The sequence below is a fragment of the Roseimicrobium gellanilyticum genome (assembly GCF_003315205.1).
GTDB classification, from domain to species: domain Bacteria; phylum Verrucomicrobiota; class Verrucomicrobiia; order Verrucomicrobiales; family Verrucomicrobiaceae; genus Roseimicrobium; species Roseimicrobium gellanilyticum.
Map to the genome: position 1 here is coordinate 151098 of NZ_QNRR01000010.1, position 13281 is coordinate 164378.

A 13281-nucleotide genomic window follows, 5' to 3' on the forward strand; every position below is an offset into this window, starting at 1 on the left:
TGTATGCCAAGGAAATCCGCCAAGTCCGTTCCCCGACCCGCCGCCGAACCCGCAGAGGCCATCAGCCGCCATCTTGGGAATCGGGTGAAACAACTGCGCGCGGAGCGTGGCTGGTCCCTGGAGGCGCTGGCGGGCGCGAGTGGCGTGAGCAAGTCGATGCTGAGCGAAATTGAGCGCGAGCAGGCCAATCCCACGCTGGCCGTGACCCTGCGCATCGCCCAGGCGTTTGAGCTGAGCCTTGGGGAATTGATTGGTGCCCCGGGTGCCACGTCCGGCATCCGTGTCATTCGCAATGCGGACCGTGCTTATCACTATCGTTCCGATGATCATTGTCGGATTCGCACGCTGAGCCCGCTGAATCTGGAAAAGGACGTGGAGTTTTATGAGGTGACCCTGCAGCCGGAGGGTGCTTTGCGCAGCCAGGCGCACTTTGAAGGCACGCGTGAGTTCCTCACGGTAGTAAAGGGGCAGGTGAAAGTGGAGTCCGGCGGAGACAACGAACTCCTGCACCATGGGGACTCGTCAAACTATCGTGCCGACGTCCCACACGCGATCGTCAATGCTGGCCGCAGCGAGGCCGTGGTGTTTCTCGTGGTGATCTACCGGTGAACATCGCCGGCGCTACCTGTTTCATTTTCGCTTTTTCAAACGCTCCTCCTCATTCCTATGAAATTGCTGCTGCCTCAGTACTTCCTCGCTGTCGCCTGTCTACTGGGCGCCACGGCTTCCGGGCAGATGCCGCCGGAACTCGTCAAAGCGGAACGCGCCAAGATCCTGGAAGGCGTAGGCTCCGTGCCCAAGACAGGTGCGCCGGGTCCGATAGCGATCTGGGGCACCATGGCGTTTCCCATCCTCTCCGCACCGGATCGTCAGGGAGCAGAGCTCGCCGTGGCTGCCGCAGCGGGATATGGAAAGGGACGTGTCATTCTCTTTGGGCACAACAGCTACCTCACGGGCAGCGAAGGCGGTGACCATGCGAAGCTGATGGAGAATTGCGTGAAGTGGGCTGGAGGCAAGGCCAGTCCACGTGTCGGGCTCAAGCAGGTGAACGCAGTCAATTTCTACAAGGAGCATGGCTTCAACTCCACGAAGGCCTTCACGGGGCCTTTGGAGAAGAAGACGCTGAATGACTTCGATGTCATCATCATCAACATCCAGGCCGTGACGGATCCCGCAGAGGGGGAGGCGCTGGCAGCGTGGGTGAAAGAGGGTGGTGGTGTGGTGGCAGGCATGACAGGTTGGGCCTTTGAGCAGACCAGCGGTGGAAAGAACCTCGCCGTGGCGCATGGCGTGAATCGAGCCCTGATGCCGGCAGGCATTGCCATCACGGACATGAGTGCCTTTGATCAGCTGCCATCGTTCCAAGGTCGCGCCGATTTGCCGGCCATGATGAATGCCTCCGTGGCCATCGCTGCAATCAAGAAGCAAGGTGGCGGGGGTACTGCACCCTCGGCGGAAGAGCTGAAGCAGGGCATGAGCGCCATCCAGGTGGCTCTGGCCTCCCAGCCGCCAGATCGCAACAACCTGCGTGATGCGGTGGTCGCAGCGATTGGAGGCATGGGGAGTGCCACACCTGTGCCGACGAAGGCGGAACCCCTCACCGAAGTCAAAAATCCCGCGGACCGCCTTCGCCTCGGCATGGAGACACGGGTGCTGCGTCTCGCACCGGGCAGCGCCGCTGCGGCACATCCTGCGCATGCAGCGTTCCCCGGAAAGGCTCCGGCGGATGCAGCGCGCATCACGCAAGAGGTGAAGGTGAATCCGGGAATCCCGGGTTGGACCAGCACGGGGTTGTATGCCGTCGCTGGCGAACCTATCACTGTGACCTTGCCTGCAAATCTCACAGGCAAGGGATATGCGGTGCGTATCGGCTGCCACTCGGACACGCTGTATCACCTCGATAGCTGGTCCCGTGCACCGGACATCACCAAGTCCGTCGCGCTTGAGTCTGTCGAGACCAAAGCTGCAAGCGCGTTTGGTGGTCTAATCTACATCGAGGTGCCGGGTCGCGCTTCGAGTGATGCGCCCTTCTCCGCGGGCATCAAGGGGGGCATCGCCGCGCCTCTGTTTGTACTGGGGCAGGATGATGACGCAAAGTGGAACAATGAGATCAAAAGTCGCCCGGCACCCTGGGCAGAGCTGGCCTGTGACAAGGTGATTCTTTCCGTGCCCTCCGAAGTGGCCCGCACTGTGAAGAATCCCACGGAGCTCATGGCGTTTTGGAAAAGGGTGGTGGAGGCGCAGGATGATGTGAGCAACCAGACCGCCGAACGTAAACGCCCCGAGCGCATGGTGGCGGACGTGCAAATCAGTGCTGGCTTCATGCATTCCGGGTACCCCATCATGATTCACGTCCCGGAAGCGATGGAGATGGTGACGTATGGACGGATCAAGTTTCCGGGCTGGGGGTTCTACCATGAGATTGGGCACAATCATCAACGGGACACTTTCACCTTTGCGGGTACGGGCGAGGTTACGAACAATGTCATCGGCATGTACTGCTACCACGCCGTGCTGCAGAAGGACTGGCTCATCGGTCACCCCGCCATCAGCGAGGAATCGCGTAAGAAGAATGTGCAGAAGATCAAGGCCGCCTCGGACAAGTGGGCCGCATGGAAGGCAGACCCCTTCCTGGCGCTCACCACCTACATCCAGCTCGTGCAAGGATTCGGCTGGGACAGCTGGAAAAAATACCTGCACAGCTTTGCCGACAGCAGCTATGGCCCCACGCCGAAGAATGATGACGAGCGTCGTGATCAATTTCTCGTCCGATATTCAAAAATCGTGAACAAGAACCTCGGACCCTTCTTCGATGCATGGGGCATCCCGGTAAGCTCCAGTGCGAAGGCGGAGGTTTCAAAATTCGAAGCGTGGATGCCAAAAGAGATGTGAACAGGATTCGGTGGTGTCATAGTGACGCGGTCAAATATTCATGCCGCTCGACACCACCAGACTTGCCGCCTTCTATCGCGACGCATTGCTGCGCGATTGCATGCCCTTCTGGTTTCCCCGCTGTGTCGATACGCAGCATGGGGGCTTCCTGCACTGTGTGGATGCGGACGGCTCGGTGCTCGACACGGACAAGTCCGTGTGGGCACAGGGGCGCATGAGCTGGATGTTGCTCACGCTTTTCAACACCCTCGAGTCACGACTGGAATGGCTGGCGTGGGGTGAGAGTGGATTGCGCTTCCTGGAGCATCATGGCGTGGACAGGAGTGATCCGCTCGGGCGGATGTATTTCCACGTCACCCGTGAGGGCCAGCCAATCCGGAAACGCCGCTATGCCTATAGCGAGAGTTTCACGGCCATTGCTTATGCCGCTCATGCGCGTGCAACAGGTCATGCTGTATCTGCGGAGCGGGCTCGAGCGTTGTTTGATCTCTTCGTGAAGTGGAATTTCACCCCCGGCCTCATGCCGCCAAAGTACACGGGCACGCGACCGATGATCGGCATGGGGCCGCGCATGATCACGCTGGTCACTGCGCAAGAGCTTGCCACCAATCTGGGAGATGATGCCATGCTGCGCAGCTGGCGGGATCGCTGCATTGAGGAGATTGAGAAGCTCTTCGTCCGGCCTGAATTGCAGTGCGTGATGGAGAACGTCGCGCCAGATGGCAGTCTCGTCGACCATTTCGACGGGCGTCTCCTGAATCCCGGGCATGCCATGGAGGCCGCGTGGTTTATCATGCAGGAGGGGGCATTGCGCAGGGAGTCACGCTTCGTGGAGCTGGGCTGCAAGATGCTGGACTGGATGTGGGCTCGTGGCTGGGATGCTGAGCACGGTGGCATCTTCTACTATCGCGACGCCGCCGGGAAGCCGGTGCAGGAGTACTGGCACGACATGAAGTTCTGGTGGCCACATGATGAGGCGCTCATCGCCACCCTTATGGCCTGGAGACTGACCGGCGAGCCACGTTATGCAGAGTGGCATGAGCGCGTGCGTCTCTGGAGCTTCGAGCACTTCGCCGACGCGCAACACGGTGAGTGGTTTGGTTACCTCAATCGCGATGGTTCACGCTCTACCACGACCAAGGGGAACCTCTGGAAGAGCTTCTTCCACCATCCCCGCGCCCTCTGGATGTGCCATGGCATGCTGGCGGCAGAGGCGCCGCCAGCGTAGTCAAATAAGCGCGCCTACTTGGTCGCCACCATGAACCCGCGATCCGCCGCGGTGTCCTGATAGGCGCCCGGCTTGAATCCCGCCTCACGGCACAGGTCCGCATACTCCTGCGTGGAATAGCATTTCCCCTGAGTGGAGTGCATCAGCAGCGAGGAATACTCCGCCACGGGAAGGGGACCGGTCTTGTCCGCATTGATGAAGGCATCGTGGATGATGAGCAATCCACCTGCGGGCAGCGCCTTGTACGAGATGGCGAGAAGCTCTTTCACCTCGGCGATGCCCCAATCGTGCAGCACATTGGAGAAGAGGTGTACGTCGCAATCGGCCGGCAGCGGATCCTTGAACATGTTGCCTGTGGCCACGGACACACGGTCGTGAAAGCCACGTTCATCGATGCAACGCTGCGCAATGCGATCCACCGGTGCCTGGTCCAGCACGGTTGCTTGCAGGTGCGGATGATGCGCGCAGAAGGAGCATGCGTAAATGCCGCTGCCGCCACCAATATCCAGCAGTCTCTTGCGTCCGGTGAGGTCCACCTTCTTCGCCATCGCCTGCGCGAGGTAGATACCGCGGCAGTCCATGGCGGCGGTGAAGCTGCGGGAGAACTCATCCGTCTCCATGGCTTTGTGCCAGTCCAGCGCTGCCTTGTCTCCACCCCAGTTCGCGGGTTTGTCGGTTTTCAGCACCTGCAGGTAGTCCTTTACAATCGGCCGGTCCTTTAGGGAGGCGTAGTAGGGCTTCAGATTCCACGGCGAGGCGCTTGTGAGATGCTCCACCGCTGTAGGTGTGGCGTGGTAGGTTCCATCACGGTTTTCCACGAAGCCATTCGCCGCGCAGAGCGTGAGCAGCACATCCAGCGGGCGCTCGGTGAATCCGAAGTGCGCAGCGATGCCATCCTTTGTGGAAGGATTCGCGTGCAGCCACGTGAAGAAGTCCAGATGCACCACCGCGGCGGTGATGAAGTCAGCGGCATACAGCCCATCGCGATAGCGGTAGGCGCGGATGGGATCCGTGGAGGGAACGGCAGTGAGGTCTAGCGGCATGTCGCGCATGGAAGCGCGAAGTCGCCCGGAGGAAAGCGGGAAGTGCAGGCCTGCCGCTATTCTGCCGCCCGTGCCTCGCAAATCATGAGCTGCCAGGAGACCTGGCCACGCCAGGAGTGGCGCTGCACCTTGATGGCCACATCCCAGGGTGGGGGGGGAGCGTCCTTTACAGGTGCGTTGAACCACATGGCGGGACGCATCTCCTTGCCCTGGCGCAGCATGAGCTTCCAGTGCTTCTCCTTCAGCACCTGGCCGGGAAGGTTTGGCTCCACGCGGCGGCACAGGAAGACCGGCTCTGGATTGCCCATGCCAAAGGGCTCCATACGCGCGTAGCCATCGAAGAAGGCCGGTGCGAGATCCGCGAGCCGGATCTCCGCATCCAGATGCAATCGCGGGGCCAGCTCATCCGAGCGGATCTGCGAGCGCACTCCTTCAATCATCGCAGCGCGGAAGGCGACGAGGTTGCTCTCGTTGAGAGAGACACCCACCGCCATGGGGTGGCCGCCACCTTTGTCCAGCAGATGACGGCAGCCGTCCAGCGCAGCCACGAGCGAGATGCCTGGCACGCTGCGTCCGCTGCCCTTGCCCGTACCGTGATCGTCAAAGGCCAGCATCAGCACAGGGCGATGATATTCACGCATGAGCCGTGAAGCGACAATGCCCACCACACCCGGATGCCATCCTCGGGAGCCGAGCACGATGCATTCGCCCTCGGCGAGCTCCGGCTCGGAGGCGAGCATGGCTTGAGCCTCGCGTTGGACGGTGTTCTCCACCTCCTGCCGTTCGCGATTGTGCAGGTCCAGCAGGTTGGCGAACTCATTGGCTTCCTTGGGATCCGTGCAGAGGAGAAGATCCAGTGCCGTCTGCGCGGTGTCCAGCCTTCCAGCCGCATTGAGGCGCGGGCCGAGACGGAAGCCAATGTGATGGGCCTGGACGAAACCATCCAGCCCGGTGATGTCCTTCAGCGCCTTCAATCCCACGCAACGGGTTGCACCAAGCACATCCAAGCCCTTGCGCACGAGTGCACGATTCTCCTCCTTCAGCGGTACCAGATCCGCCACCGTGCCCATGGCGACGAGGTCCAGGTGGTGCTTGAGATCAAAGTGGTCCAGGCGACGGGTCTTCAGCAGCGCATGCGCCAGTTTGAAGACGAGCCCCACAGTGCACAGATACGTGAAAGGGCCGCTCTCGCCCCGCAGCTTGGGATTCACCAGCGCGGCACACTCCGGCAGCCGGGGGGTGGGCTCATGGTGATCCACAATGATGCAGTCCACACCGTGCGCCTTCAGCCAATCTGCCTCTGCGATTGAGCCCGTGCCGCAATCAAGCGCGATGAGCAGGGTTGGCTTCCCATGCCGCTCGAAGCATCGCGCGATGCCATCAAGACTGAGGCCATAACCCTCCTCCATGCGCAGGGGAAGGAAGGCACGGGGATCCAGTCCATATGCCCGCAGCGTGTGGGTGAGCAGGGTGATGGAAGTCACGCCATCGACATCGTAGTCACCGTAGAGCACCACGCTTTCCTTCTTGTCGACAGCCTGGAAGATGCGCTCCACCGCCGTACTCATGTTCGGCAGCACGAAAGGATCTCCGAGATCGGAAAGACGTGGATTCAGGAAGGTCCGTGCGACGGCTTCGGCTTCATGACCGCGTAGTGCCAGCAAATGCAGCAGCAGCGGATTCAGCTCCCTTCCCAGCGGCCCTTGGGCTAGCGCCTGCACAGCGGCGGCATCTGGACATTGCAAGGACCAAAGGGGGGCAGGGACGGAAGACATCTAAGGGGACGTGGCAGCGTGAAACTCGATTTGCACGGATGCTAGCGGACCCATGGACGTCGTCCATGGGTTTTGTTTCAGATTGGGCGTTTCAGGCCATGCTTGGAGAAAATCTGATCCTTTTCGTTGCTCATTTTCGCATGTGGGGGTGAAATGGAGTCTCCAATGCCCACCCAGCCGCCAGATGAGGCCGGGCGTCTTCTTGTCGCTGCCCTGGATCATGCGCCGGAAGATCGTGAGGCGTTTCTTGTCTCGGCCTGCGGAGGAAATGCAGCGTTGCATGCCGAGGTTCGGGCTCTGCTGGAGGCTCATGCATCCATGCCAGCCGAGTTCATGGAAGAATCCGTGAATGAGGGTGACGGCTCGGGCCAACTCGATGCCACCATCCAGATCATTCCCGGCCCCCGAGCCCGACCCCACGAGTTACCCGCTCCAGAGAAGCCTGGTGAACGCATTGGGCGCTACAAGCTATTGCAGGAGATAGGCGAGGGCGGCTTCGGCACGGTGTGGATGGCGGAGCAGGTGGAGCCGGTGACCCGGCGCGTCGCGCTGAAGATCATCAAGCTGGGCATGGATACAAAGGAGGTCATCGCGCGCTTCGAGGCGGAGCGCCAGGCGCTGGCCATGATGGACCACCCGAACATCGCCAAGGTGCTCGACGCGGGTGCGACGGATCGAGGTCGTCCCTTCTTTGTCATGGAACTGGTGAAGGGGCTGCCCATCACGCAGTACTGTGATGAGGCCGGACTGGGCACGCGCGAGCGGCTGGTCCTGTTTCGCGACGTATGCGCCGCGATCAATCACGCGCACCAGAAGGGCATCATCCACCGTGACATCAAGCCCTCCAACGTGATGATCACTCTGTATGCTGACAAGCCGGTGGTGAAGGTCATCGACTTCGGCATCGCCAAGGCCACGCAGGCCAAGCTCACGGACAAGACCCTCTTCACCCGCTTCGAGCAGTTCATTGGCACGCCCGTGTACATGAGCCCCGAGCAGGCCAGCCTCAGCGCCGTGGATATCGATACACGCAGTGACATCTACGCCCTGGGCATCCTGCTTTACGAGCTGCTCGTGGGCAAACCTCCCTTCGACAGCAAGTCCCTGCTCTCCGCCGGCTATGAGGAAATGCGGCGCATCATCCGCGAGGTCGAGCCGGTGAAGCCCTCCTCACGCCTCAGCACCTTGCTCGGCGAGGAGCGCACGCTCACGGCGAAGGCACGCCACGTCGAGCCAGCGAAGCTGGATCGGCTGGTGGAGCCCGACCTCGACTGGATCGTGATGAAGGCCATCGACAAGGATCGCACGCGCCGCTACGAGACCGCGAACAGCCTCGCCCAGGACATCGCCCATTTTCTGGCCGATGAACCGGTTAGCGCCACACCACCCACCATGGGCTACCAGTTCCGCAAGTTCGCGCGGCGGAACAGAGCCGCGCTGCATGTCGCCGCCGCCATCGCCACCGTGCTGGTGGCCGCCACGGTGATGAGCACCTGGCAGGCGGTGCGGGCGAATCGAGCTCTGAACGAACTGCGCGATTCAGCCCCGGCCTTCGCGGAGCAGGCACGCGCGCTGGTGGCGCAGGAGAAGTTCGGCGAAGCCATCGAGAAGCTCGATTACGCCATCAAACTGCGGCCGGATGTGGCGGAGTATCTCCTGGCGAAGGCAGACCTGCTCCAGTGCCAGCTCAAGCTTGAAGAGGCTGCCACCGTGTATCGTGAAGCCCTGAGCCTGCAGCCTGACCTCATGCGCGCGGAGTCCTCCGCAAATCTGTGTGACGAGTTGCTCGCCGCAACGTCCAGCGGCGGCGGCAAACTCAGCCGGGAGAACCTGGCAAAGCTGCATCTCGCCATGCAGCAGCAGCAGCGGCCCGCGGCGGAGATCATGCCCGTGGCCAGAATGCTCGGCGATGAAAAAAAGCTGCTCGTCGACTACTGGCTCGCACGACTCAAGGACCTGCCCGTCTCCGCGGAAAAGCCGCTCAAGGATCGTCTCACCGTGCGCGAGGATGGACGCCTCGCGCTGGATCTCAGCGATACCAAGGTGCTCGACCTGTCTCCCCTCGCCACGGCGCCACTCGCGACACTCGATCTGTCCAAATGCAGAGATCTGACTGACCTCTCGCCCTTGCGCGATCTTCAACTGATTGAGCTGAACGTCGCCGAAACCCGCGTGGCGGACCTCACCCCACTGAGCGAGATACGTACGCTGGAGAAGCTGAATCTCTCCGGCAGCAAGGTCACCAGCCTCGCCGCGCTCAGCTCCCTGCGGCTGAGAAGTCTCATCGTTCGTGACTGTCCGATCCGCGACTTGAACCCGCTTCGGAAGATGCCGCTGGAAGTGCTGGATCTCGACCGTACGCGAGTGTCCGACCTGTCGCCGCTCGTCGGGCTGCCGATCAAGAGTATCTATTTGTCGTTTACTCCGGTGTTGGATTTCTCGCCTCTGGCCGGGCTTCCGCTGGAGAAGTGCGTCCTGCAGCACAACCGCGTCACTGACCTGGCGGTGTTTCGTGGCAAGCCGCTCAAGGAACTCACGCTCTGGGGATGCGTGAACGCGCGCAACTACAAGGTGCTCTCAGAAATCCAGACGCTGGAGCTTCTCCTGCTTCCCTCCGAGTTTCGCGAGTTGCCGGATGACGATCTCGCGGCCATCGGCTCTCTGCGCCTGCTTCCCAACCTGCGCCAGCTTGGAGCCACGGTCATGAACCGGATGGGCATCGCGGCCACCGGAGCGAAGGATATCTTCTGGCAGGATTGGGACCGTGAGCAGGCATTGGTTACGGCACTGCGCAGGAAGGGAATCAAGTTCACGCTTACCAAGCTGCCCACCGGTTCCTACAGGCTGGAAATGACCAGGCAGCCGATCACGGATCTCTCGATTCTCAAGGGCGCGCCCATCAGCGAACTCTCCGTGGAGAGCGAGTCGCTCGTGGATCTGGCGCCGTTGAGCGGGATGTCTCTTGCGCATCTCAAGCTGACCTGCCCGAAAGTCACCAACTTTTCTCCGCTCAAGGGGCTGCCGCTCCGCGAGCTCTATGTAGACGGCTGCCATAGCAAAGCGGACGTGGCCGTGCTCGCGGAGATGCCCACACTGGAAAGACTGACCGTGCCGATCGAGGCTGGGAATATCGAGGCACTGCGCAAGCTGACCAGGTTGCAGCTGATGGCCTTCAATCTCTCCCGCACGGATCTGCCTGCTTCCAGCGCAGACGAGTTCTGGAAGATGTATGACCTTTCGCTCAGGCTGCGCGCTGCGGGTGGCGCGATCCGGCGCATGAAGGCGCTGGACGACGGCACCTGGGATCTCGACATCGGCAACTCGAAATTGAAGGATGTCACGGCTCTCGCAGGGGCGCCGGTCAGTGCCCTGCGCATCGATGCCACGCAAGTCAAGGACCTCACCCCGCTGCGCGGCCTGCCTCTCAGGAGGCTGGAGATCGGCCATCTCGATATTCCCGATCTCAGCCCACTCCAGGGCATGGCGCTTCAGGAGTTTCAGGCGACCGAGGGTACGTTCACCGACATTTCGGTCCTGCGTGGCATGCCCCTCAAGAGACTTTTCATCGCCCGCTCCAAGGTTGCCAATCTCGAACCCCTGCGTGGCACACCTCTGACCTTTCTGAAAGTGCACGGCTGCGCGGCCCTTACGGACCTGTCACCGCTTCTGGATTGCAAGGATCTCGAGATGCTCACCTTCCCGCATCAGATAAAAGGCGTCACCGCGCTCCGCGTCCTGACCAGGCTGCAACGCATCAGTTACACGGAAAACGTCCAGGGTGAACCCGACAAGCCTGCGCAACAGTTTTGGGAGGATTTTGCACTGCCCTGGAAGTCGGCTCTCCAAGACGCCAACGTCGGCTACAATGCACTCAAACTTGACGACGGAACATGGAGTGTCCTCATTAATCCGTCGGCATTCAGCGACTGTTCCATGTTCAAGGGAGGGGACTCCATCAGCCGGCTTCACCTCAGCGCATGCAAGGTCAGGGATCTATCGCCGCTGCGCGGTTTGCCGCTGCGTTATCTCCACATTGGCGGCAATCCGGTCACCGATCTCAGCCCACTGCAAGGGATGCCGCTCACGCAGCTCTGGCTCTCAGGATCACCGGCCACCGACTTCAGCCCGCTGCGGGGCATGAGGCTGGAGTGTCTGACCGTCCACGGTTCGCAGTTCAGCGACCTCTCTCTGCTGGAGGGTATGCCGTTGAAAATGCTCGCTCTCGCCAAGTGCAAAAACGTGACGGATGTCGCCCCCCTGCTGAACTTTCCCGCACTCGAAGTGCTCTCGATTCCCCGGGACGCGCGAAACATCGAACTGCTCCGCAAGCTTCCGAACTTGAAGAGGCTGGCGTATGACGGCGGTTCGAAAAACTTCATTGCAGACAAGACCACCGCTGAGTTTTGGAAGGAGTATGATGAGGTGAGAGCCCCTCAATCTCAGCCTTGAGCGAGCCCTGCGGGCCGTGTGAGAAAAATCACTGGATCTCAGCTATGCCCCCGTCAGTGACGGCTCGATGGATGGTGTGGCTGCCCTGAAGGGGCTGAAGATTCTGACTCTGCACCGGTGCCCGAATCTCACGGACTATGGATTGATCAGGCTGGTGACACTCCGCGGTCTGATCAAGCTCGACCTGGGTTACACACGCCTGACGGATGCGGGTTTCAAGACGCTGAGCATGAAACTCGCCGACGTGGACGAACTCAACGTCGCTGCATCCGGTATGACAGATGGTGGCCTGGCCGGTCTGGAAAACATGCGCAAGATCACCCGCCTCACCGTTCATGTGCGCATGTGCACCGACCTCGGGACGGGATACATCCGCAGGGTCTCAGGGCTCAAGGTGATCTCCATCTATCAGCTCGAAACCCTCAATGCCAACCGTATGACAGCGCTGAGAAAGGACCTGCCCTACGTCGATTTCGGGCGGAGATAGCCTGCGGAGTCCGGCAATGCCTTCACTTGTGGCGCGGCGACTTGTCGCTAATCATGAGGCATGTCCAACGGCCCGCTTTCCACCAGCCTCTTCGCCCTTGCCAAGAAATACATCCCCGGCGGGGTGAACTCCCCCGTGCGCGCGTTTCGCAATGTCGGCGGCGAGCCCTTCTTCGTGCGCCGTGCCAAGGGCTGCCGCATCTGGGACGTGGATGGCAAGGAACTCATCGACTACGTGGGCACCTGGGGCCCTGCCATTCTGGGACATGCCCCGCTGCCGGTGATTGAGGCCATCCACAATGCAGCGAAGGATGGCGTGAGCTTTGGTATTCCCAACCCCTACGAGGTGGAGATGGCCAAGCTCATCTGTGAGTGGGTGCCCGGCGTGGAGAAGGTGCGTATGGTGAACAGCGGCACGGAGGCCACCATGAGCTGCATCCGCCTCGCGCGTGGCTTCACCGGTCGTGACCGGATTGTGAAATTTGATGGATGTTACCATGGCCATTCGGATGGGCTGCTCGTTGCGGCAGGCAGTGGTGCGCTCACTCACGGCCGACCGGACAGCGCCGGTGTGCCTGCCGCCTATGCGGACCTCACCACCGTGCTGCCGTACAATGACGTGGCCGCACTGGAAGAATGCTTTGAGAAGATGGGGCATGAGATCGCCGGTGTCATCGTGGAGAGCTATCCTGCGAATGCCGGTCTCATCCTCCCGCAGCCGGGCTACCTGGCAAAGCTGCGTGAGATCACCCAGAAGCACGGTGCGGTACTCATCTTCGATGAAGTGATGACCGGCTTCCGCGTTGCCAAAGGCGGTGTGCAGGAACTGGAGAACTATTCCCCGGATCTCACTGCCATGGGCAAGGTCATCGGCGGTGGCATGCCCGTCGGCGCCTTTGGTGGTCGCAAGGACATCATGGACATGCTCGCGCCGGACGGTCCCGTGTATCAGGCCGGGACCCTGAGTGGCAATCCCGTGGCCATGGCCGCCGGCCTCGCCCAACTCCGTGAAATGGAGAAGCAGCAGGGCTGGAAGCGCCTCGACGAACTCGGCGCCATCATGGAAGAAGCCGTGCTCGACACCCTCAAGCAAACCGGGCGCAACTACCAGTGGTACCGCGTCGGCAGCATGTTCTGCCTCTTCTTCACTGAGACCCCGGTGCGTAATCTCACGGATGCCAAGACGAGCGACCTCGTCTCCTTCCGCAAGTTCTTCCACCACTGCCTCGACAAGGGCGTGTATTTTGCCCCTTCGCAGTTCGAGACCGGCTTCATCAGTACTGCTCATGCTCCGGAAGATCTGGCGCGCACGGCGGAGGTGGTGAGGGAGGCGTTGCTGGCACTATAGCAAGAATGGCGCTTCACGAGGTGGGACTCTAGCAATGATATCGGATGGCGCGTTTTTCAT

8 protein-coding genes are annotated in these 13281 nt (G+C 61.0%); 6 read left to right on the forward strand and 2 right to left on the reverse strand.

Annotated elements, in window-relative coordinates; all coding sequences use genetic code 11:
• Positions 1-3 precede the first annotated feature (3 nt).
• Genes DES53_RS24010 through DES53_RS24020 form a run of 3 tightly spaced genes read left to right on the forward strand, consistent with a single transcriptional unit; the run spans position 4 to position 4120 of the window.
• Entirely contained in the window at positions 4-609 is a 606-nt protein-coding gene (locus tag DES53_RS24010) for a helix-turn-helix domain-containing protein (RefSeq protein WP_113960869.1), read from the forward strand.
• Between the two features lie 57 nt (positions 610-666).
• On the forward strand, positions 667-2892 hold the full coding sequence (locus DES53_RS24015; RefSeq protein ID WP_113960870.1) for a M60 family metallopeptidase: 2226 nt from the start codon (positions 667-669) through the stop codon (positions 2890-2892).
• A gap of 40 nt (positions 2893-2932) precedes the next feature.
• Positions 2933-4120, forward strand: a complete 1188-nt coding sequence (locus tag DES53_RS24020; protein ID WP_113960871.1) for an AGE family epimerase/isomerase — start codon at positions 2933-2935, stop codon at positions 4118-4120.
• Between the two features lie 14 nt (positions 4121-4134).
• Here the strand turns inward: DES53_RS24020 and DES53_RS24025 are convergent, their stop codons facing one another.
• Both DES53_RS24025 and recJ read right to left on the reverse strand, forming a co-directional pair.
• A complete protein-coding gene (locus tag DES53_RS24025; RefSeq protein ID WP_245958248.1) occupies positions 4135-5172 on the reverse strand; it encodes a methyltransferase in 1038 nt (345 codons plus the stop codon).
• Positions 5173-5219: 47 nt separating this feature from the next.
• Positions 5220-6938 (reverse strand): single-stranded-DNA-specific exonuclease RecJ, encoded by a 1719-nt coding sequence (gene recJ / locus DES53_RS24030; RefSeq protein ID WP_113960872.1) that lies wholly within the window; start codon positions 6936-6938, stop codon positions 5220-5222.
• Positions 6939-7103: 165 nt separating this feature from the next.
• Between recJ and DES53_RS24040 the strand changes: the two genes are divergently transcribed.
• The 3 genes from DES53_RS24040 (at position 7104) to hemL (ending at position 13221) form a co-directional block, all read left to right on the forward strand.
• Positions 7104-11387, forward strand: a complete 4284-nt coding sequence (locus DES53_RS24040) for a serine/threonine-protein kinase (protein WP_245958249.1) — start codon at positions 7104-7106, stop codon at positions 11385-11387.
• 76 nt (positions 11388-11463) lie between these two features.
• Complete coding sequence (locus DES53_RS24045) at positions 11464-11874, forward strand: leucine-rich repeat domain-containing protein (RefSeq protein WP_147263579.1); 411 nt, start codon at positions 11464-11466, stop codon at positions 11872-11874.
• A gap of 60 nt (positions 11875-11934) precedes the next feature.
• Positions 11935-13221 carry a glutamate-1-semialdehyde 2,1-aminomutase gene (hemL, locus tag DES53_RS24050; RefSeq protein WP_113960876.1) on the forward strand — a complete coding sequence of 429 codons (1287 nt, stop codon included), beginning with the start codon at positions 11935-11937 and terminating at the stop codon, positions 13219-13221.
• Positions 13222-13281: the final 60 nt, after the last annotated feature.